The sequence below is a fragment of the Mesorhizobium sp. M0633 genome, assembly GCF_040320645.1.
GTDB lineage: Bacteria > Pseudomonadota > Alphaproteobacteria > Rhizobiales > Rhizobiaceae > Mesorhizobium.
Window position 1 is genome coordinate 18,345 of record NZ_JAMYQC010000033.1, and the last position, 20,685, is coordinate 39,029.

General features: G+C 62.0%; 22 protein-coding genes and 1 pseudogene. 12 read left to right on the forward strand and 11 right to left on the reverse strand.

Features of this window, described 5'->3' with window-relative positions; translation table 11 throughout:
- The first annotated feature begins 358 nt into the window (after positions 1-358).
- Both NKI47_RS27510 and NKI47_RS27515 read left to right on the forward strand, forming a co-directional pair.
- Entirely contained in the window at positions 359-1,003 is a 645-nt protein-coding gene (locus NKI47_RS27510; protein ID WP_502898085.1) for a DUF1007 family protein, read from the forward strand.
- Between the two features lie 21 nt (positions 1,004-1,024).
- Positions 1,025-1,738, forward strand: a complete 714-nt coding sequence (locus tag NKI47_RS27515; RefSeq protein WP_352594329.1) for a HoxN/HupN/NixA family nickel/cobalt transporter — start codon at positions 1,025-1,027, stop codon at positions 1,736-1,738.
- Positions 1,739-1,888: 150 nt separating this feature from the next.
- Here the strand turns inward: NKI47_RS27515 and NKI47_RS27520 are convergent, their stop codons facing one another.
- From NKI47_RS27520 to NKI47_RS27530, 3 genes are read right to left on the reverse strand one after another with little or no spacing between them, the layout of a single operon-like run.
- Positions 1,889-2,677, reverse strand: coding sequence for a hypothetical protein (locus tag NKI47_RS27520; protein WP_352594288.1), 789 nt, complete (start codon positions 2,675-2,677; stop codon positions 1,889-1,891).
- Between the two features lie 12 nt (positions 2,678-2,689).
- Positions 2,690-3,427: a HupE/UreJ family protein gene (locus NKI47_RS27525; protein ID WP_352594289.1), complete on the reverse strand. Its 738-nt coding sequence runs from the start codon at positions 3,425-3,427 to the stop codon at positions 2,690-2,692.
- 48 nt (positions 3,428-3,475) lie between these two features.
- Positions 3,476-3,862, reverse strand: a complete 387-nt coding sequence (locus NKI47_RS27530) for a hypothetical protein (protein WP_352594290.1) — start codon at positions 3,860-3,862, stop codon at positions 3,476-3,478.
- A gap of 104 nt (positions 3,863-3,966) precedes the next feature.
- On the opposite strand from NKI47_RS27530, the gene NKI47_RS27535 reads away from it, so the two are divergent.
- From NKI47_RS27535 to NKI47_RS27580, 10 genes and pseudogenes are all read left to right on the forward strand, one after another.
- The gene (locus NKI47_RS27535) at positions 3,967-4,248 is read left to right on the forward strand and encodes a metal-sensing transcriptional repressor (RefSeq protein ID WP_352594291.1); all 282 of its coding nucleotides are present in this window, start codon (positions 3,967-3,969) and stop codon (positions 4,246-4,248) included.
- An 8-nt stretch (positions 4,249-4,256) separates the two neighbouring features.
- Positions 4,257-5,594, forward strand: coding sequence for a cation diffusion facilitator family transporter (locus NKI47_RS27540; protein ID WP_352594292.1), 1,338 nt, complete (start codon positions 4,257-4,259; stop codon positions 5,592-5,594).
- A gap of 60 nt (positions 5,595-5,654) precedes the next feature.
- Entirely contained in the window at positions 5,655-6,977 is a 1,323-nt protein-coding gene (locus NKI47_RS27545) for an MFS transporter (RefSeq protein WP_352594293.1), read from the forward strand.
- Between the two features lie 9 nt (positions 6,978-6,986).
- Positions 6,987-7,427, forward strand: a complete 441-nt coding sequence (locus NKI47_RS27550; protein ID WP_352594294.1) for a YqaA family protein — start codon at positions 6,987-6,989, stop codon at positions 7,425-7,427.
- A 163-nt stretch (positions 7,428-7,590) separates the two neighbouring features.
- Positions 7,591-9,153, forward strand: a complete 1,563-nt coding sequence (locus NKI47_RS27555) for an ABC transporter substrate-binding protein (RefSeq protein ID WP_352594295.1) — start codon at positions 7,591-7,593, stop codon at positions 9,151-9,153.
- 28 nt (positions 9,154-9,181) lie between these two features.
- Positions 9,182-10,123 carry an ABC transporter permease gene (locus NKI47_RS27560; protein ID WP_352594296.1) on the forward strand — a complete coding sequence of 314 codons (942 nt, stop codon included), beginning with the start codon at positions 9,182-9,184 and terminating at the stop codon, positions 10,121-10,123.
- Positions 10,124-10,127: 4 nt separating this feature from the next.
- Entirely contained in the window at positions 10,128-11,039 is a 912-nt protein-coding gene (locus NKI47_RS27565) for an ABC transporter permease (protein ID WP_352594297.1), read from the forward strand.
- Positions 11,036-12,049 carry an ABC transporter ATP-binding protein gene (locus NKI47_RS27570; protein WP_352594298.1) on the forward strand — a complete coding sequence of 338 codons (1,014 nt, stop codon included), beginning with the start codon at positions 11,036-11,038 and terminating at the stop codon, positions 12,047-12,049. Before NKI47_RS27565 ends, NKI47_RS27570 begins: the two co-directional genes overlap by 4 nt.
- A complete protein-coding gene (locus NKI47_RS27575; protein WP_352594299.1) occupies positions 12,042-13,025 on the forward strand; it encodes an oligopeptide/dipeptide ABC transporter ATP-binding protein in 984 nt (327 codons plus the stop codon). Before NKI47_RS27570 ends, NKI47_RS27575 begins: the two co-directional genes overlap by 8 nt.
- A gap of 49 nt (positions 13,026-13,074) precedes the next feature.
- Positions 13,075-13,176, forward strand: a pseudogene (locus NKI47_RS27580) (YqaA family protein); the annotation flags it as partial.
- Between the two features lie 199 nt (positions 13,177-13,375).
- On the opposite strand, the gene NKI47_RS27585 reads toward NKI47_RS27580, so the two are convergent.
- The 8 genes from NKI47_RS27585 to NKI47_RS27620 all read right to left on the reverse strand — a co-directional run bounded on the left by NKI47_RS27585 (position 13,376) and on the right by NKI47_RS27620 (position 20,533).
- On the reverse strand, positions 13,376-14,149 hold the full coding sequence (locus tag NKI47_RS27585) for a sulfite exporter TauE/SafE family protein (protein ID WP_352594330.1): 774 nt from the start codon (positions 14,147-14,149) through the stop codon (positions 13,376-13,378).
- A gap of 187 nt (positions 14,150-14,336) precedes the next feature.
- Positions 14,337-15,062 (reverse strand): hypothetical protein, encoded by a 726-nt coding sequence (locus NKI47_RS27590; RefSeq protein ID WP_352594300.1) that lies wholly within the window; start codon positions 15,060-15,062, stop codon positions 14,337-14,339.
- On the reverse strand, positions 15,046-16,443 hold the full coding sequence (locus tag NKI47_RS27595) for an ABC transporter permease (RefSeq protein ID WP_352594301.1): 1,398 nt from the start codon (positions 16,441-16,443) through the stop codon (positions 15,046-15,048). The genes NKI47_RS27590 and NKI47_RS27595 overlap by 17 nt, the downstream gene beginning before the upstream one ends.
- On the reverse strand, positions 16,430-17,173 hold the full coding sequence (locus tag NKI47_RS27600) for an ABC transporter ATP-binding protein (RefSeq protein WP_352495706.1): 744 nt from the start codon (positions 17,171-17,173) through the stop codon (positions 16,430-16,432). The genes NKI47_RS27595 and NKI47_RS27600 overlap by 14 nt, the downstream gene beginning before the upstream one ends.
- A 94-nt stretch (positions 17,174-17,267) precedes the next feature.
- On the reverse strand, positions 17,268-18,161 hold the full coding sequence (locus NKI47_RS27605; protein ID WP_352594302.1) for a DUF1259 domain-containing protein: 894 nt from the start codon (positions 18,159-18,161) through the stop codon (positions 17,268-17,270).
- Between the two features lie 55 nt (positions 18,162-18,216).
- Positions 18,217-18,570: a hypothetical protein gene (locus NKI47_RS27610; protein ID WP_352495708.1), complete on the reverse strand. Its 354-nt coding sequence runs from the start codon at positions 18,568-18,570 to the stop codon at positions 18,217-18,219.
- A 57-nt stretch (positions 18,571-18,627) separates the two neighbouring features.
- On the reverse strand, positions 18,628-19,101 hold the full coding sequence (locus NKI47_RS27615; RefSeq protein ID WP_352495709.1) for a chromate resistance protein ChrB domain-containing protein: 474 nt from the start codon (positions 19,099-19,101) through the stop codon (positions 18,628-18,630).
- A 613-nt stretch (positions 19,102-19,714) separates the two neighbouring features.
- Positions 19,715-20,533 (reverse strand): DUF1259 domain-containing protein, encoded by an 819-nt coding sequence (locus NKI47_RS27620; RefSeq protein WP_352495710.1) that lies wholly within the window; start codon positions 20,531-20,533, stop codon positions 19,715-19,717.
- Between the last annotated feature and the right edge of the window lie 152 nt (positions 20,534-20,685).

Here is a 20,685-nt window from a genome sequence, read left to right on the forward strand (position 1 = left end):
GCAAGCTCGATCGCCGACGACTAGGGCGGATCAGCTGGTGTTATCTGCACGGGACGCGGGGCTTTTTGCGTTTGCAAGGAACTCGCGATAGGAATGCTCTGAATCGATCAGGAGCAGGAAATTGAGTGATCGGCAAAAGATCATCTGGATGATAGTGCTGGCAATCCTTGCTGGTATCGCGGTGATCATGCTCAAACATTGGCTGAAGGGCGACCTTGGGTAGCTGTCTCCTTAGATGAAGCAACACAGCCCTGATCGATCAAGGTTGGTATGGGCTTTGGCCCGTCCCATTTCGGCCTGCTTGCAATGGCAGGTGTCCTGCCTGATGCGGAATCGACGAGCGAAATGTGAGCGAAAAATGCAACTGACAGGCATGGTATCCGGCGCGGCGCTGTTGCTCGCTTCCACCGCGGCAGCGAACGCCCATCCGCATGTCTTTGCCGAAGCGACGCTGGACCTGACCGTCGGTCCAGACAGGACGGTCAAGTCGCTTCGGCATCTCTGGCGTTTCGACGACCTCTTTTCCAGCACCGTGCTGATGGAATTCGACAAGAATTCCGACCTTGTCCTTGATGCAAAGGAACTCGATGAAGTCGCTCTCACCGTCCATGCGTCGTTGGCCGAGTACAACTACTTTCAGATGGTGACCTTGAACGGCAACGACGTGACGATGGCGCCACCGCCGAAGTTCAGCGTCAGCTATGAAAACGATCAACTCGTCGTCCAGTTCGAAACGCAGCCGAAGGACCCGTTGGCTCTTGCTGGAAAAGTCAGCATCGGCATCTACGACCCGACCTTCTACACGGCGATCGATTTCACCGACGACGACAAGATTGCTGTGGCTGGCCTGCCTGAAGGCTGCTCGCGCGCGGTCGTGCGTCCAGATCCAGACACGGCCATCGCGCAGAACCAGAAGAGCCTGACAGACGCGTTCTTCAGTGACCCGACGGGGACCGATCTAGGCAAGATTTTCGCGACGCGCCTCGAATTGACGTGCGGCTGACCCGGAGCCGGTTCGATGGCCATGTTCCAGACGCTGGTCGAGTTCCAACGCACGATCTACCTGGCGCTGGCCGAGCAGATCAAACTGCTTGCGGCCGGCGGCGGTTGGCTGGCGTTCACGGCCTTTCTGCCGATGGGCATTCTGTTCGGTGCGGCCCATGCGCTGACGCCGGGCCATAGCAAGGCCGTCCTGGCCACCTATCTGGCAGGATCGGATGCCAGCGTCCGGCGTGGGCTTCTGGTGTCGCTGACACTCTCCTTCACGCATGTAACGATTGCCGTGCTGATCGCGGCGCTCTCGTTGCCATTGGTATCGATTGCCCTGGGCAGTGTTGGCCGCGCCCCGCTGCTGGAAGACGTCAGTCGGGGCCTGCTTGGGCTGATCGGCATTTGGATGCTCTGGCTCGCATTGAGGCACGGCCATCACCACAAGCATGAGGGCGAGGCCGTCGGCGTCATGGCCGGCCTGATCCCATGCCCGCTGACGCTTTTCGTGATGACCTTTGCGATATCCAGAGGCGTTCCGGTCGCCGGCATTCTTTTCGCAATCACAATGATGGCCGGCGTGGCGCTGACGCTGTCTTGCGTTGCGGTGCTGTCGATCCTGTTTCGTGAACGTCTGGTGCATTTTTTCGATAGCCGGCCACGCCTGTTCGATGCCATTTCCCGAGCCATTGAGGGCGCTGCCGGCTTGGCGCTTGCCGGCGTAGCCGTTTGGCAGATCACGTCGGGCTGAAATGCCGTGAACCAGATCGAGCGGTGGATCAAGAGGTCAGCCGTGTCTTCGTCGCGGCGCAAAGCTTCGACGTGCATCTGCGCTCGTCGGTGAAACAGACGGATAGGTGACGCCCGACGCTCGAAGTGGCGCCGGGCGACCCTGTATGCGCTAGATCATACGCTTGATGTCGATGTAGTCGCCTTCAATCTGGATCGTCAGGGTCACGTCGCTGCCACCGCGGTTGCGCCAGAACCAACCGTGATTTCCATCGAAGGCGGCTTCAATGGCACCTTCGTCAGCTGGAACGCTGCGACCCTTTTCGTAGCTTACGGACTGACCGCCGCCATCGCCGTGCGTCTCGAAGTTCACCACGCCACCGTCAGCTGTCCAGGAAAAGTTTGCCTTGGCGCCCTGCCGCATCACGAGCTTGACTTCGGCACCCTGGCCTGGCGCCAACGTGAAGGATAGCTCGTCTTGCCTTCCATCTGGCTGGATCGGGGCTTCCGAGGTTGCTTCGGTGGCAGGCGCTGTAGCAGTGGCCGGAGCCTCGGCAGGAGCGATCTCTCCAACTGTCACATTGTCTTGGGATACGGCCTCCCCAGTTGGGGATGGCTGCGACGCGGGCTGTTCGGCGGTCAGGGCGACGAGGAGGTTTTCAATTCGGTCCATGCGCGCCATCAACTCGGCCGGAGGGACCATTTGCGTCATCCGCTCGGTTGGTGCCTTCGCGCTGGCCATTTCGTCCGCTGCCGCCTCGGCTGCCAGCTGTGTCTTGATTTCGCCCATTCTGGTGAGGCCGAGCAATCTGCCTGCTCCGGTCGGGTCGATCGCATACTCGGACGGCATGACGACCGTGATGAGCAGGGCGAACGCCGTCAGCGCGGCAATGAAGGTGGAGCGCTTGAGCTGCGCTGACGTCGGCAAATCGGCGCGGCTGGGAAGGTCGGTATTGTACATGATTTCGGTTCCTTATGCGGCGAAAAACAGGCCGGTGAGCTGATATCCGATCAGCAGGAAACCTGCCGTCATCATGATGACGTTTGCGGTATAGGCGTTACGCCAGAAGCTTCGTGTCCGGCGCCAGTAGCCCATCACGATCAGGATGGCGCCAAGAGCCAAGAGCTGCCCGATCTCGACACCGACATTGAAGGCCAAAAGGTTGGGCACCAGGCCGTCCGACGAGATGTTGTATTCGATGATCTTCGTCGACAGGCCGAAACCGTGGAAGAAGCCGAAGACCAGCGTCGCGATCTTGGTGTTCGGCTGGAAGCCGAGCCATCGCTGGAAAGCGCCCATATTGTCGAGCGCCTTGTAGACCACGGACAGGCCGATGATCGCGTCGATGATGTAGCTGTTGATGCCGACGTTGAAGTAGACGCCAAGCAGCATGGTCGTGGAGTGGCCGAGCGCAAACAGGCTGACATAGATGCCGATGTGCTTCATCCGGTAGAGGAAGAAGATCACGCCGAATAGGAACAGGATGTGGTCGTATCCCGTCACCATGTGCTTGGCCCCGAGATAGATGAAGGGTAGCACGTTGATGCCCGAGATTTCCTGGATGTAGCCCTTGTCGCCGGCGGCGACGGCATGGGCTAAGGCTGCTCCGGCGAGCAGCGGCAGGGTCAGCAGAGCGATAAGCAGCGGCAGGGCGGGCCGCCAACGTTCGCGACACGAGCGTGACCGGCCCCGGTCGAAGGGTCCTTGCATAAGATTTCCAATCTTCGTCGTTGAGGGTGGCCGCGTGAGCGGCCGCGATCATGCGGCGAGGAATGGCCTCGGCGGTCGCTCAAGCCGGAATGTCGTGCCCGGATCGACGAAAGTCGGCGGATAATTCAGCCAGCCCCGTTCGACCTGCGGAAAGCTCGGTGCGAAGCCGACAGGCGTGCTCGCTGTCTCGTGCGAATGGTCTGCCGCATCGTGCCCGTGAAAATGGCCGGGGACCTGCTCGTCGTCGACGCCGTCATCGTGGGTGTGGCGACGATCTTCGGTCTGGGCTTCTGCTCTACCGTGACGTTCGACCGCGGCGGCAGCAAGCGCGATCGGATCGTGTGAGGTCGAATAGCCGAAAGGACGGAGCACGCCGAACATCATCGCTAAAGCGATGACCAGACAAAAAACTGTGCTGCGGATGCGATTCGACATGAACGGCGATTATTCTCTAAAATCCTAACGAATGGTTTTTGCTACATTAGAATCGAAGCCTCTTTGAGACTTGCTTATCCACTCCGGGAGGATAGTATCGAAACATGGGCGAGCAACCTCACATCCACGAAACCCATCCCGATATCGTCAAACGCCTGAAACGGGCCGGCGGACATCTTAAGGGTGTGATCGACATGATCGAAGCAGGCCGGCCCTGCCTCGATCTCGCCCAGCAGCTTCATGCGGTCGAGAAGGCCATTTCGCAAGCCAAGAAAGCCCTGATCCAGGATCATCTCAACCATTGCCTTGAAGACGTCGTCGGGCCGCTGGCGCGCGAGCAGCGCCGATCGATCGACGAATTCAAGGATATCACCAAGTACCTGTGAGAAACGCCATGATGGATAGAATACGCGACTGGTCAGGCTTCGGCCCGACGACGCAAGGCATGGGCGGCCACGGGCATGATCATGGTGATGCTGGCCATGGCCACACGCACGGCGTGATCGATCCGACAATCGCAACGACGACGCGCGGTATCTGGGCGATCAAATGGTCATTCGTCGTTCTGGCCATTACGGCAGCACTTCAGCTCGTGGTCGTGTTCCTCTCCGGCAGCGTGGCGCTGCTGGCCGACACCATCCACAATGTCGGCGACGCGGTCACTGCCATCCCGCTGTGGATCGCCTTCATGCTGGTCCGCCGCAAACCGAGCAAGACGTTCACCTACGGTCTGGGCCGCGTCGAGGATCTGGCCGGGATCGTCATCGTTCTCATCATTCTTTTCAGCGCCATCGTCGCTGGTTACGAGGCGATCGACCGCCTGATCAATCCGCGACCCATCGCGTTTCTCGGCTGGGTCGCCATCGCCGGTCTGATTGGCTTCCTAGGCAACGAAGCGGTCGCCGTGTTTCGTATCCGCGTCGGCCGTGAGATCAACAGCGCTGCGCTGATCGCTGACGGCTACCATGCTCGCACCGACGGCTTCACCAGCCTGGCAGTCGTCCTTGGCGCTATTGGCGTCTGGCTGGGCTTTCCGCTTGCCGATCCGATCATCGGACTGTTCATCACCGTGGCGATCTTCGCCATCGTCTGGCAATCTTCGAAAGCCGTGTTGACGCGCATGCTCGATGGTGTCGAGCCCGGCATCATCGATGAAATCCATCATGCCGCCGAACACGTGTCCGGCATCGGGCGCGTTGAAAGCGTGCAGGCGCGCTGGATCGGACATCGTCTGCATGCCGACGTCGCCGTCAGTGTACCGGAGACGGCGACGACCAAGGACGTGCTGGGCGTAACCGAAGCCCTCAAGCAGGAGCTGTTCGCCCACTTGCCGGCGTTGGCGGAGGCGAATGTCCGCCTCGAAAGCTCGGCCAGTTCGACCGCCAAGCGGGCGGAAGCCTCTCATGCTCACCATCATGCGCCGGAGCCCTTCAAGGTCGCCTGCGATCTGGCTGAAGGGAGGTTGGAAATCGTCGACACAGCGGCCGGCGAGCGGATGCGGCTGACCATCGATCGCCACGCAGATGATTTGACAGCAACGGTGATCATCGACCGGCCCGGCGGGCCGGAGACGCTTCGCCTCGAACCCGTCGCTGACAACCATCATCGGCTTGAGAGCACGGTTGCTCCGGCCGAGCCGCATGAGTTCCAGGCGAGGTTGATCCTGGCCGCGAATGGTCGCGAGCAGGCGCTGCCGTTCAAGATGGTCGAGCCGGAAGGTCACCATCACTGAGACAGGCAGGCCGTTCGCGCCAGTTCTCGACGAACCGTCATCCGCTGCAAGAAGACAAATATGCTTCAGGTCCTGGCCAATCGCACTTACCGTCATCTCTTCCTGGCCCAGGTCATCGCCCTGATCGGCACCGGCCTTGCCACCGTGGCGCTCGGGCTGCTGGCCTATGATCTTGCCGGCGCCGACGCCGGCGCGGTGCTCGGCACGGCGCTCGCCATCAAGATGATCGCCTATGTCGGCGTGGCGCCTGTCGCCGCTGCGTTCGCCGAGCGCCTGCCACGCCGCACCATGCTGGTTTCGCTCGACCTCATCCGGGCTGTGGTCGCGGTGTTCCTGCCCTTCGTTACCGAAGTCTGGCAGGTATATCTTCTCATCTTCGTCCTGCAGTCGGCGTCGGCAGGCTTCACTCCGGCCTTCCAGGCCTCGATCCCTGACGTGCTGCCCGAGGAGAAGGACTACACGCGGGCCCTGTCGCTGTCGCGACTGGCCTACGACCTGGAAAGCGTCGTCAGTCCCATGCTGGCGGCGGCGCTGCTTTCCGTCATCAGCTTCCACGGCCTGTTCGCCGGTACGGTTGTCGGCTTCCTGGCGTCCGCGGCGCTGGTCGTCTCCGTGGTGCTCCCCAGCCCGCAAGCCTCGGAGCCGCGCGGCATCTATGAGCGCACGACGCGCGGAATCCGCATCTATCTGGCGACGCCGCGATTGCGCGGGCTGCTGGCCCTTAACGTTGCCGTCGCGGCGGCAAGCGCGATGGTGATCGTCAACACGGTCGTCCTGGTGCAGGCGCAGTTCGGCCTCTCGCAAAGCGACACGGCGCTGGCGCTCGCAGCCTTCGGCGGCGGATCGATGATTGCAGCCCTTGCCCTGCCGCGGCTGCTGGAGAACGTCCCGGACCGGGTTGCGATGCTCTCGGGCGCCGCGATCCTGGTCGCGGGCGTGCTGGTGGGACCGCTCGCCGGCAGCTACTATCTGCTGCTGCCGCTCTGGTTCGTGCTGGGGCTCGGCTATTCGCTGGCGCAGACGCCTTCGGGCCGATTGATCAGACGTTCTGCCGATGCCGTCGACCGGCCCGCTCTGTTTGCTGCCCAATTCGCGCTTTCGCATGCCTGCTGGCTGATCACCTATCCCATTGCCGGCCGCGTCGGTGCGGCGATGGGATTGCCCTTCACCTTCATTCTGCTCGGCATCATTGGCGCCGCAGCCCTGCGTGCCGCGATCTGGCTCTGGCCGAAACACGATCCCGACGTGCTTGTACATACGCATGTCGATCTGCCTGAGGACGACCGGCACATCGGCGACGCAGTATGGTCGGAAGCGGGCTATGAGCATTCGCATGGCTACGTCGTCGACGATCGGCACCCGAAATGGCCCAAGGCAAGCTGAGAGCTCGAAATGCCTGGCGAGCTCGCCATCTATGGCGGTCTTTTCCTGACCGCGTTTGGCGCGGCGACCATTCTGCCGATGCAATCGGAAGCAGCCCTTGCGGGACTGCTCCTGACAGGAAGCCATGCTCCGGCTCTGCTCATCGCTTTCGCAGGCGCAGGCAATGTGCTCGGCTCGATCGGCAACTGGTGGCTCGGCCGGGGGATCGATCGCTTTCGCAACCGCAAATGGTTCCCGGTAAAGCCCTCCGCGTTGACGCGCGCGACGCGATGGTATCAGCGCTATGGACGATGGTCGCTGCTGTTGAGCTGGCTGCCTCTCGTCGGCGATCCGCTGACGGTCGTGGCGGGGGCGCTGCGGGAACCATTCTGGAGCTTCCTTGCGATCGTCACGATCGCGAAGGTCGGCCGCTACCTCGCGCTGACGGCGATGACGCTGAGCTGGACTTAGCGCTTGTCGAGACCCGCGCCGGCACCGCGACATTACGCAGGATGGCGCTTTCCTTTGCCAAGCGCAGCGCTGCGCGCCAACTTGGATTGGCGCCGAATATGTCTATACAAATGGGAATGCATGTGTACAATCGCTACCAATCAATCAAAAATGGGGAACTGAAATGATCACTCTCGACCGCCGCAATTTCCTTGTTTCCACCGCCGGCCTTGCCTTCGCCGCTGCGCTGCCACGCACCGCCTTTTCCGAAACCAACGACACGCTGAAGATTGCCATCGCCGCGGAGACCGGCGATCTCGACCTGCTGCAGAATGTTTCAACGCTGAGCACCTACACCATCGTCTTCGATGCGCTGATCCACTACGGCCAGAACGGCGCGCTTGAGCCGGGACTTGCCACCAAATGGACCATTGCCGACGATCAGCTTTCGATCGCTTTCGATCTGCGTGAAGGCGTGACCTTCAGCGACGGCACGCCGTTCGATTCCACTGCAGCCGAATGGAACCTCAAGCGATGGATGGGGGTGAGCGACTTCTCCTGGATTGGCGTCTCCGATGCGTACGACAGCATCGTCACCGATGGGCCGAACAAGCTGACGGTCAAGCTGAAGCGACCGGTGCCGGCCGCACTCCTCGAACTCACCATCGTCCGCCCAGTTCGTTTCCTGTCGCCCAAGGCAGTCGACAAGGATGGCAAGCAGACGGCGCCGATCGGAACCGGTCCATGGATCGTCGAAAAATACGATTCGAGCGGCACCAGCCTCGTTCGCAACGACAAATACTGGGGCGAGAAGCCGCTTTTCAGCCGCATGGAATTGAAGGTGGTTCCCGATGAACTCGCTCGTGCCAACGGCCTCCGCTCAGGCGACCTCGATGTCATCGGTGGCGACTGGGTGGCGACGCTGTCGCCGCGCCGCGCCCGTGCGCTGGAAAGCGACGGCATGAAGGTTGTTGCCGAGCCGGGCACCGCGACGATGCTGCTCGGCTATTCGCCGAAGTCGAAGATCATCGCCGACAAGGCCGTTCGCGATGCCGTCTATGCATCGGTCGACCGGGCGGCGATCGCCAAGGTCCTGTTCGAGGGCTTTGCCGACCCGGCCGCCGATCTGTTCCCGGCGAACGTGCCGTCGTCGGGCAAGCGGCATGACGTGCCGGTGCGTGACGTGGCGGCGGCCAAGAAGATACTTGCCGACGGGGGCTGGGCAGAGAGCGGCGGCGCCTGGACCAAGGCTGGCTCTCCTCTGACCATCGACTTTCTGGTTTCCGAAGAGTCCCTGCCGGGATCGCGGCGAATCGCCGAAATGATCCAGGGCCAGTTGTCCGAGGTCGGTTTCCAGGTCCAGGTCTCCTCGGTGGACAATGCCACCATGCATGAACGGCGTCCGGCCTTCGACTATGATCTCGCTTTCTTCACCACCTATGGCGCTCCCTATGACCCTCACGGGACCCTTGGCAATGCCTTCGTCTCGACGGCGGACAGCGGGCCTGACGGCAAGATCTATGTCTCGGACGCGCTCGACGGCGTAGTCAAGGCTGCGCTCGAGGCGAGCGGCGCCGAACGCGACCTGAAGATGCAGGCTCTCTACGACTGGCTCTACGACAACACCGCCATCTGTCCGCTTGTCGTCAGCCAGCGGCTGTGGGCTCACAATCCGCGCGCAGAGAACTTCTCGCTTCCGGCGACTGACTACGACTTGCCGTTCAAGGCGATCACGCTGAAGGCCTGAAGACTTCGAGCCCGAGTGAGGCCTGACGATGAAACGCACGATCCTGCGACGGGTGCTGCTTGCCTGCCTTTTGATCCTGGCGGCATCCGCGCTGACATTCGCCCTGGTTGCGGCGGCTCCGGGCAATGTTGCGGCGCTCATTGCCGAGCGTGCGGCAGGTCCTGGCGCTGACGCGCAAATGATCGCCAAGATCGGCAACGAGCTCGGTCTCTACGACCCGTTGCCGATCCGCTATGGACGCTGGCTTTCCAGCGCGCTGGCCGGCGATTTCGGCATCTCGCTGCGAACGGGAAAGCCGATCTCGTCGGAGTTTGCCGCCCGCATCCCGATGACGGCGGCTCTGCTTGCCGGCGGCGGCATTCTCGCCTTCATTCTCTCGATCGCGCTCGGCATTGCCGGCGCCGTCAGCAATGGTGGCGTGATGGACAGGTTCCTCCATGCATTTTCGCTGATCGGCGCGTCGACCCCGAACTTCTTCGTGGCGGCGCTGCTGGTCATCGTGTTTTCGGTGATGCTGGGCTGGGTACCCACCTTCGGGACCAGCGGCCTCACCTCGTGGCTTCTGCCGTGGGTGACGATCGCACTGTTCCCGGCCTCCGTTCTCAGCCGCGTCGTTCGGGTCAACCTCCAGGAAGCGATGTCGCGGCCGTTTGCGACAACGGGCTTCGCCAAGGGCTACACCAGAACGCAGGTGCTGCTGCGCGAGGCGCTGCCCAACATCGCCATTCCGTTCCTGACGACATTCGGCGCGCAATTCACGCTGATGATCATCGGATCGATCGTCGTCGAGACGGTATTTGCATTGCGCGGCGTCGGTGCCTTTTTCATCGAGGCGATACGCTTCCGCGACTTCATCGGCATGCAGTCGGTGCTGCTGCTGTTTGTCGTCTTCTTCGTCATGATCAATTTCATCGTCGACATGATTTGCATCGTCGCGGATCCGCGAATGCGCCGGGCGCGGGGAGCATGAGGCGATGAACATTTCCGCAATGAGGGACATCAAGGACTGGCCGTGGCTGGTGCTGCTCCCCGTAATCGGCTTTGTGCTGATCGGCATCTTCGCTCCTGCGATCATGCCTTACGATCCAAGTGCGCAGGACTATTCGGCGACATTGGAGGGCGTGAGCTGGAGCCATTGGCTGGGCACCGACTATCTCGGCCGTGACGTCTTGAGCCGCATCGTTGGCGGCGCACGCATCTCCCTGGTGGCGATGGTCATCGTGCTCGTCGCCGCGCTGGTGATCGGGGTCACGATCGGCTCCTTCGCCGGCTATGTCGGCGGCCGTGTCGAACTCGTCCTGATCAGCATCATCGACATTGCGCTGGCACTTCCCAGCCTGGTGATCGCGCTGGCGCTGATCGGCATTCTGGGCACCGGCTACTGGTCGATGATCACGGCGCTCACCTTGGCATGGTGGGCAAACTATGCCCGCATGAGCCGCGCCGTCGTCACCGCCGAGCTGCAGCAGCCCTATATCGAGGCGGCCCGCGTGATGGGCGCCGGCCATCTGTGGATCTTTGTCCGCCATATCCTGCCGCATGTGCTTGCTCTCGTCGTGGTCTATGCAAGCGCCGACGCTGGCGCGCTTGTGCTGGCCATCGCCACGCTCAGCTTTCTTGGCCTTGGCGTTGCGCCGCCGACGCCGGAATGGGGTCAGATGCTGGTCGACGGCATGAGCTATATCGAGGAGGTGCCGCGCCTCGTCGTGCTGCCCGGTCTGGCGCTGACGCTGGTCGTAGTCAGTTTCAACCTTCTGGGCGAAGCCTTCGCATTGCAAAAGGTGCCGCGGCCGGTTCGCGGCGCGACATTGCGCAGGCGCCGTAACGCGCGCGCTCTCGAAGAAGCCGAGCGTAACGCCGTCGAAACGGCAACGACTTCAGCATGAGCGACGCTCAGCCGATCTATTCGATCGAAAATTTGGTCATCGATCTTTACGCCACCACCGTTTCGGTGCGGGCGGTGGACGGGGTGTCGTTCAACGTCCGTCCCGGAGAAACGGTCGCGGTCGTGGGCGAAAGCGGTTCGGGAAAGACCGTCATGACGCTCGGTCCGCTCGGCCTGCTGCCCGAGGGCGTGACTGTGGACATGAAGGGGTCGGCGCGAGCCGACGGAAGCGAACTGCTCAGCATCGGTTCCCGGCAATTGTCGGACCTGCGCGGGCGCTATTTCGGCGTGATTTTCCAGGACCCGATGAGCGCGTTGAACCCGATGCTGAAAATCGGCCCGCAGCTGGCCCGCCAGGCGCGCCGCTTCGCCGGCCTGTCGCATGAGGCCGCGCGCAAGGAAGCGGTCTCGCTTCTGGCACGCTCCGGCATTCCGGACCCTGAGGATCGCTACAACCGCTATCCGCACGAAATGTCGGGCGGCATGCTGCAACGCGCGATGATCGCGCTGGCGCTGGCGGCCCGGCCGCGCGTGCTGATCGCAGACGAGCCGACCACGGCGCTGGACGCCACGGTCCAGGCGCAAATCCTGGAGCTCATCCGTCAGATCCAGCGCGAGGATGGCATCGCGGTCGTGCTGATCACGCACGATATCGGCGTGGTCGCTTCCGTCGCCGACCGCGTCATCGTGCTTTACGCCGGCCAGGTGGCGGAGGAGGGGACGGCGATGGATGTGCTGACCCGGCCGGTCCATCCCTATACGCGCGGGCTGCTCGCATCGGTGCCGGATTTTCGCGCCGACGAACGCGCGGCGACCCGCGAGATACCGGGCCTGCCGCCAAATCAGATCCGGCTGGAACCGGGTTGCCGGTTTGCCGAGCGCTGCGAATTGGTCGAAGCCGGTTGCCGGCAGCACCGGCCGCCGTTGCAGACGATATCCGCGTCGACAAGCCCGCACCGCGTGGCTTGCCCGGTCGTGCTGAAACGAGAGGGGATCGCCGTCCATGTCTGATGCCGCAGCGATCGAGGTCAGGGGATTGAAGGTGCATTTCGCCAACCGTTCGGGTGTCGGCGCGGTGCGGGCGGTCGATGGCATAAACCTGACGGTCACGCGCGGCGCGTTCCACGGCATCGTCGGCGAGTCCGGCTGCGGCAAGACCACGCTGGCGCGCACCATCGTCGGTTTGCAGAAGGAGAGCGAAGGCACTGTCCTGATTGGGGGAAGGGATCGCACCGAATGGCTGAAATCGGACAGGAAGTCGTTCAGCCGCGAAGTCCAGTTCGTCTTCCAGGATCCGTTGGGGTCGATGAGCCGCCGCCAGTCCGTCTACCAGACACTGGAGGAGCCGCTGCAGATCCATCGCTTCGGTTCATCAGTCGAGCGCCGGCGCCGCATCGCCGAGCTTCTGGATCTGGTTGCGCTGCCTGAGACGGTGCTCGACCGTTTGCCAAGGTCGCTCTCCGGTGGCCAGCGGCAGCGCGTTTCGATTGCGCGCGCGCTCGCGCTGAAGCCGTCCGTACTGGTCTGCGATGAGCCACTTAGCGCGCTCGACGTTTCGATCCGGGCGCAGATCGTCAACCTGTTCACGTCGCTGCAGAAACAGCTTGGCCTGACCATTGTCATTGTCGCGCATGATCTGGCGATCGTGCGCGAGGTCTGCTCGAACGTGACGGTGATGTATCTCGGCCGCATCTCGGAAGCCGGCCTGACCCGCCCGCTGTTTCGCGAGCCGGCCCATCCCTACAGCCAGGCGCTGCTGTCGGCTGTTCCTTCTCCCGATCCTCGCATCGAAGCCGGGCGCCGCCGGATCATTCTCGCCGGCGATCCGCCAAGTCCCAGCGCGCCGCCTCCGGGGTGCCGGTTCAACACGCGCTGTCCGGTGGCGATCGATGTCTGCCGGGTCGAGGAACCGATGCTGCGATCGGTGCCGCATGGCGGCGTTGCAGCCTGTCATCTGGCTGATAGCGCGGGTCGCCCTGTTATCTGAAAGATGTCGTTTCTGCGCCTGAACGTTTCGCGAAGCTGACCGTGGTCTCGGCGTCCTGCGCGAGCCTTTCAGGGTCTTCCTGCTGCTTGTCGCCGTCGCCAAGGTCGGCCGCTATCTGGTTCTTGCCGCCGTGACCCTGAGCGTGATCTAATCTCACGAAGCTTCTCGAAGCTGAGCTGGTTAGGTCGGCTGGTTCGAAGAGCCCTGTATGATGCGCGCGGACGGGAAGCGCTAGCTCTTTTTGACGGCGACCTTCTCGAGGGCTGCGCGCAGGCCTTTTGCCAGCTTCTGCGTATCGCGCGACCGGCAAACCAAGCTACGGCGCAACGCTCCAGCCAACAGCGACATTGTCAAGACATTCCTGCGGCCGCGCGCCAGGCCTGCACAACGAAGCTGTGCTGGTTCCAGATCATCAGCGCTCCACTCACAGCCATGAGCGCGACCACTAGGCGGCGGAACTGTTGTCCACTCAGGTGTTCGAGCCAGGGCTTGGCCAGCAGATTGGCAAGCGCGGCGCCCAAACCCGCGGCTAAGCCGTATATAGCCGCCTGACCACCGAGCGCGCCGAGTCCGGTGAATACCGCGATCTTGACGACATCGGTCACAAACGAGTTCACCGATTTCGTGGCGACCAACGTCTCCTTCTCCGAACCGTAGTTCAGATAGAGCGAATTCAGGACGGGTCCCACCGTGCCCATCAGCGCCGACAATAGCGAGACGATCAGGCCGGCCGGGAGGAACCACCAGCGGCGGGCTCGGTAGCTCCGCTCGCGCGCACCGCCGCGAAATTCCCAGACTGCACTGATCAGATAGATCCCTATGAGTATCTGGAGCCATTCCGCCCGACTGTTAGCGAACAGCCAGGAGCCCGCCGCGGCGCCGGCGATGGCGCCGGGCAGGTACCAACGGACCAGGCTCCAATCGATGTTGCGCCGAAACGCCAGGGCGCGGATGGGATTGCCGATGAGCTCGGTCAAGGTGATGACCGGCGCAACCGCCGCGCTCGCTGTGATGAAAGTCACGGCGGGGATCAGCAATAGACCTCCGCCTCCGGCCGAGAGGGTGTTCAGTGTCCAGGTGAGGAACCCCGCCAACGCCAGGAGGCCTAGTCTAATCCAGTCCATCCGATCAGAACGAAGCGGGCCTTCGATCGTTCCGAACGCATCGGTTCGCAAAAACCCGGCCCGCCTCTTGAGTCTCGTCTGCGATGGAAATAACCACCCGTACCGGGCCAAACGCGGGCACCCGGAAGACCGGACTCCGGCGCACCGTACCGCCGATAGCTTTGAAAGCTGGTTGAAAGCGTACCGCTTAACCGGCCGGAGTTACGGTGAAGTCATCAAAATACACGTGACTGTCGGCCTTCGACCACAAGCCAATACGACCGGTCACGGGCTCAGGTAGCGTGTCCTGAAGGTAGAGCTTGCCGTCGACATAGCCTTCAACTTTGGCGCCGGCGATGCGCACCTTGAGGTCGTGCCATTTATGGGTTGGGGTCGGCGTGTTCTTTACCCAGGTCACCGACGAGCGTTTGCCTTTCTCGAACTTCCACAAGACAAGATTGTTCTCCAAAGGGTTGGCGCGAATGGTGAGATAGTCGCCATTGGGCTTCAGGTTGAACAATATTCCGGCACCCTGGTCGATACGGCCGGAAATGCCCTCGAAGCGGACGCTGATCTCTCCATCGCGGAAATCCGGCACGCCCTCAAGAACAGCATAGGGGAAGTATGCATAGGCCTGGACGCGGTCGAGGAACTCGGCGTACCGCTCCCCATAGAGAGCCCGCGCCTTGTCTGCGAGACCAGCGGAAGTCTGTCCCTCCTTCCATTGGCGCCCGTCGACGGCCAACACCTTGTTGTCGCCTTCCATTTCGATCCGCCAAATGCCTACCACGCCGGGCATCGCCTTCGAATCTGTGCCAACTTCCTCGTCCGAAAAATTGACGATGTCCGGCGAGCCCGCCGAAGCGGGCAGCAGCAAGGCCACCAAGCCGACACCTGCCGAGGCAACTGTCTTGAGGCTATGTAAGATGTTCACGGCTGATCTCCTTCTGGCTTGAAGTGTATTTGATGGCCGGTGCGCGGCGGCTCCGCCACCAAGCAACCCAGACGAGCAGCGGCAGGCCGCCGACGAACCAGGGAAGCGCGATCCACGGAGCCGCGACGAGCGGATAGCCGGGATAATCGCCGGCCCCGGTCGCCGGCACGGGCAGGGGTACATTTGCGAGCCCATAAAGGAGCGGCAGTACCTCCTCGGTGCCGGTCGATCGACTGACGGCCGACCGGCCGCCATAGCTGTACTCGACTTCGCCATACGACTCATCGCTTGCGCTGCCGACAACACTCTGCTGGTCGCCTGCAAAACGGATGACAATCCGTGGAATGACCCGCTCGAGCTTCGATAGGACGCTTGTTCGCAAATCGGCGTACCGGGGGTCTTCGGGCGCCAGGTGAACGGTGACGGTCAACTGATCGCTGAGTTGCGCCAGGGCCTGTTGGTCGGCAAGCTCGAAAGAGTTCCGCCGGTCCTCAGTCGCATCGGCCGACCATCTGATCTGGGTAGCCGCGACCATCACAAGACAGGTCGCCACGAGGCAGATGAGCGAACGGACAAGCTTGATGCGCACGGTAGCGCCCATGGGGAGCCAGATGGCAGCGAGTGCGGCAAATCCAAGAATCGCCGCAAGCACCCCGACGACCAGACTGAGCGACAACAATCCGAGCTCAAAGGTGTGCAGCGTTTGCGTGAGCGACAGCCGCGACGACCAGCCAAGGAGGTCGGGTTGGCTGGCCGCCGCGAAGTCGATGACCCACGATCCGAGTGTGAAGCCGAGTGTGACAATCGCCGCGGTTGCCGCGCTCTCGGTAAGCGCAGCTGCGAATAACGCGATGGCGCCGACCAGCAGGCCGTAGAGGAGATGTCCGAGAACAAGATTCAGGGTCTCGGCGACGAACAGGTGTCCGCCCACGAACTCCCAAATCGCGAGCGCAGAGAGCGCAGGGATACTGGCAATGAGCCAAGCTGCGAGGACGGCGACCAGCTTGGCGCCAATCAAAGTCGGCGGTCGATAGGGCAGCTGGATCAGGAGCCGCAAGGCGCCGGACTCCTTTTCGTTGCCGAGCACGCGTATGGCAACAAAGGGAAACAGCAGCGTAACGGCGACGTAGAAGCCGCCGAACGTCGGAACCAGTACGCCGTCCAGCGGGGATAGTGCGCTCGCGAGCCCAGGCGAGGTGAGGGCAGTAGCGCTCGTTTCGCCGTAGAGCGACACGGCCTGAAAGAAGCTGAAGCCGATGAGAGGGCAGAGCATCAGCAGCATTGTCCAGAGCGGCCGGCCGCTCGCCATTTCCCGCAGCTCCTTGGCCAGCAAGGGGCCGAAGGGAGCGTCGAGCGGTACCGCTGCCTCAGGTGAGCGCAAGGAAAACCTCCTCCAACCCACCGGAGAGGATCCCCGCACGCTCCCGCAAGTCGCCCAAGGTCCCGACGCCGCGCACGTGGCCTTCTGCGAGCAAGACGAAACGGTCGCATATGCGGTCGGCATCGAGCAGCTGGTGTATGGCGAGGACGAGGCTGCGCCCCTGCGCCGCAACCTTGCGCAGCACGTCCATGATCTCGCGGGTCTGTCGCAAGTCGAAGCCGTCGAAGGGCTCGTCCATCAGCAGCAGTGGATGCGGCGTAATCAGGGCAAGCGCCAACATCAGTCGACGGGCATACCCTTTGGACAATGCAAGCACCCGCTTGTTCAGCACCGGTGCAAGTCCGACCGCCCTAACTGTGTCCGCGACGTCGAGGTCCGATGTCCGGTAAACACCGGCGAAGAACGCGAGCAACCGTTCGACATACTGGTCGCGCCAGGGCCGGAGGCCGTCGGGGAGGTAGAAGATCGATCTCCGGCGCAATGCGGGTGGCAGAGGGGCGCCGTGCCAGAAAATCGTCCCCGAGTCGGCGGGAAGAACGCCGGCAACTGCTTCGAGCAACGTGGTTTTGCCGGCTCCGTTCGGTCCGATGAGACCGAGAACTTCGCCGGCTTCGACCGTGAAGGCAACGTCCGCCAACGCTGTTTGCGGGCCGTAGCGCTTTGTCAAGGCGTCGACCCGAAGGGCGACTCCGCTCGCTGGCGGTGTTGCGATTTGCGCCTTGTCAGGCATCCGGCTTCGCATCAACATCGGCTGATTCCCTCCCGGCGTGCGATTGGGCATTGCCCGGCCGAACTCTGCCGTTGGACGCGCGCGGACGCCCAATCTAGCTCTTTTTGACGGCGACCTTGTCGAGGGCTGCGCGCAGTCCTTTCGCCAGCTTCTGCACATCGTCGTTCGCCCAGAAATGCATGAAGAAGAGCCGCGGCTGCTCATCGAGCATGTGGCTATGCAGTGCGGTGATCTCGATGCCGTTGCCTTGCAACGCCCTGATAACCGGATTGACCTCCTTTGCAGTCAGCACAAAGTCACCTGTGATCGCCGTTTTGCCGCCGCCGGTCGACTGGAAGTTGATCGCTATGGCGGAGCCCAGGGCGGCCGGCACTTCCATTCCGTTTTCCTCGACCGGCTCAGCGCGCGGGATCGTGAACTGGTAGACCGCGCCGTTGGCCTTGCCTTTGTAGCCAATAGCTTGGTCGACACCCGCCGTGTCGAACTCGATCTTCGAAGTGGCCGCCGCCTGCGAACCGGCGGATGCAGCCATCGGCGTCTTCGTCAGAGCCAAGCCGGCATGAAGCGCTGTGGCGAGTGCTACGGGATCACCCTGGCCGAAGATGTGCATGTAGAGTGTCATCGGCTCCGCGCGCAGCAGGTGGTTGTGCACCGCAGTGATCTCGATCCCACCTTCTTCAAGCTTCTTCATGACCGGGTTCACCTCGTCCTGCGTCAGAACGATGTCGCCCATGACCATGGCCTGTTTCCCCATGGGATCGAAGGCGATCCAGCCTCCGAGCGCAAAGCCTGGCTTCAGGGAGATGCCGTCGAGCGATACCTTCAGGTCGGTTCGTGGCAAGCCAACTCTATAGACGCCGCCAGGCGTTTCCGCCCCGGATTTGCCGAGTGCCTGCCCGACTATTTGCCAATCGGGTGCCGCTGATGCTGGTTGGAGAAGCGCCGACATCGTCATCAGCATTGCACCGGTCATGAGTTTTGCACGCATGGGATTTCTCCTTGTGATCTGCCCCAATATGCCCAATGACTTTCACTCCGAGACGCTAGTCGCGTGCAGAGGGCTTCTGCAGCACGCCCTCCAGGAAGAACGTCCCATCCGGGTCACGAAGCTGTACTGCGGTATCTGAGATCCATACCTGATAGCAGGTCTCTTCGCGTTCAACGGAAATGCAGAGCTGCCCCTTCTCGACGCGCCACTTGCCGGCGTTCTTCTTGCCCATGTCGTAGCGCACGATCCGTCCGTCGCGGCCGAACGCATCCGCCCAATGAACGTCGTCCGTGAAATCCATTCCGGCGAACTTGGCCTTGATCTCCTTGCCCTTGAGGTGCCGGAACGTGTCCGCCGCGTCCGCGGCATTCACAGCAATCAGGCTGAAGCCAAAGGCGATGGCGGCCATCAGCCGCCGACCAACCGTAGCAGTTCCCGGGCTGTTTCTTTCGAGGGTAATCATCTTTCAGGCCGCCGCCGTAGGCTTCATGGCAGGTGGCCAGCTGTGCGTCTCCGCCTTGCGGCGCGAAGCCCAGGCATAAAGCGCGTCGTAGATGACGAAGCCGTGCTTCAGCACTTCCTGGTCGTCGGGCGTCAAATCCCTGAGCCCCATGGAGATCGCGAGCAGTCCCGCCGACTGTGGCGTCAAATCGTGCCGATCGGTGTCGGCGCCGCGCACGATCGAGGCGATCGTCACGATCGCCGGATCGCGCTCGAGGCCGTATTTCGAGACGAAGGTATCGAAGCTGCAGCCGTCACCCACATGCGTGAACTCGACACCGGGCACGTCATAGGGTGTAGCGCCCGTCTCCTGGGCAACCGGGATCACCCGATCCGGCGGCACGAACAGGAATTCTGGCTCCTTGTCGATGAAGCGGGCGATCAGCCAGGGACATGCTATACGATCGATCACCGGACGTTCGCGGGTAACCCATTTCATGGCCTTGTCTCCCTTTTGGTTGGCGCCACTCAGCGCGGCCTACCTGCTGCGAGACCAACAACGCTACGCCTGGATGAAGAATGATACAAGTGTTACACATCGTTTTGCCCCGTGATACGGTTCATTTATGAGTGATGGCGAACCGAATGGAACAGCGCTGGCTGCTCCTAATCCATCAGCCCATCAGCTGCCGAGCAAGCCGGCCTTTCCGGGTGAAGATCTGATGGCGCGCACCGAAATCTTGCGGGCCAAGACGGGACATGTTCTGGACATCGGCGCAGCGCTGGCGGTTATCCTGCTCGGCGTTTGGCCGCTGATCCGGAGATAGGTTTTCGATCTTGGCCCACCCCGCCGCACATCCATGTTTGGGGTCCGCCGTGACATCGACTGGATCGATGCCAACGGCTGTCCCGAAGAGATGTGCCGTTCGGCCCTGCCAGCATCGACGAATATGGCAACTTCGACGGAACCGCCACCCAGGCCGACCTTCCACCGCCGTCGCGCCGCCAACCCGAGCGCGCTGCGCCGAAGTTCTTGGCTTTCGACACATTTCCGCTGCCATTATATCGCGAGCGCGCGGCGGTCGCATGACTCCTGTGGCGACTGCGACCGGCTATTGCTGCGTGTTGAGTGCCCGCCTCAAGCTCTGTGCCAACGCCTGAGCATTGCCGATGCCCCAGTAGTGCAAGAAGATGATCCGCGGGTCTTCAAAGAACATGTGATTGTGCACCGCGATCACTTCAATCGCTCCAGCTTGCAGTTCACGGATGACCGAACGGACTTCATTTTCCAGCATCGCAAAGTCGCCGCAGACCGCGGCGCGCTCGTCCGTACCCTGAAAGGCTAGCCATGTGTTGTAGCCCATTGCCGCATCAATATTGAGCTCGCCACAGCGTGTGCAGACGACGGGCACGGATGGGCGCCCCAGGACAAACTTGAGCACGCCGTCCTTGCTCTCGCCCTTGTGCTCGACAATCGCCTCAAGCGGCGGCGCGTCCAAGCTACTATTCACTTTCTTGATGGCGGGCTCGACAGGATGCTTCTGGCGCACGATCTTTATCGCTTCAAAAATCCTATGCGCTCCTGTCGCCAACGCAATTTCATCAGCCGTACCCTCGACATGCATAAACATCACGCGCGGCTGCTCGCGGACGAAATGATTGTGTAGGGCTGTTACGTACAGGTCCGCCTGGATCGCTGCGGCCATCGCGTCCTCGATTTCATCTTCGAGCACGACGATGTCGCCCATCAACGTGGCATGATGTGCCCCCTGTTTAAAACCGACCCAGGATGTGAGGCCCATAAACGGAATGATCTCAAAGCCGTCCAGGGTCACTCTCACTTCACTGCGCGGGACCGACAACTTGAGCACGTCACCGGTGGTCTGTCCCTTCAGTCCGGTAAGGGATTCAATAGCTTGAGTATTGAGCATCTTAGACCTCCTCGTTTCATCTAGCACTAGCCGAACCAAATTTCGGTTGGCGCCGCACAATGAATCGAGTGCCGAACGCCACCGCGAGCGTCACCATTCCAAGTATAAGGTGCAGGAGTGGTATGAAAAAGAGTAGTATGAAGCAGCCAGCC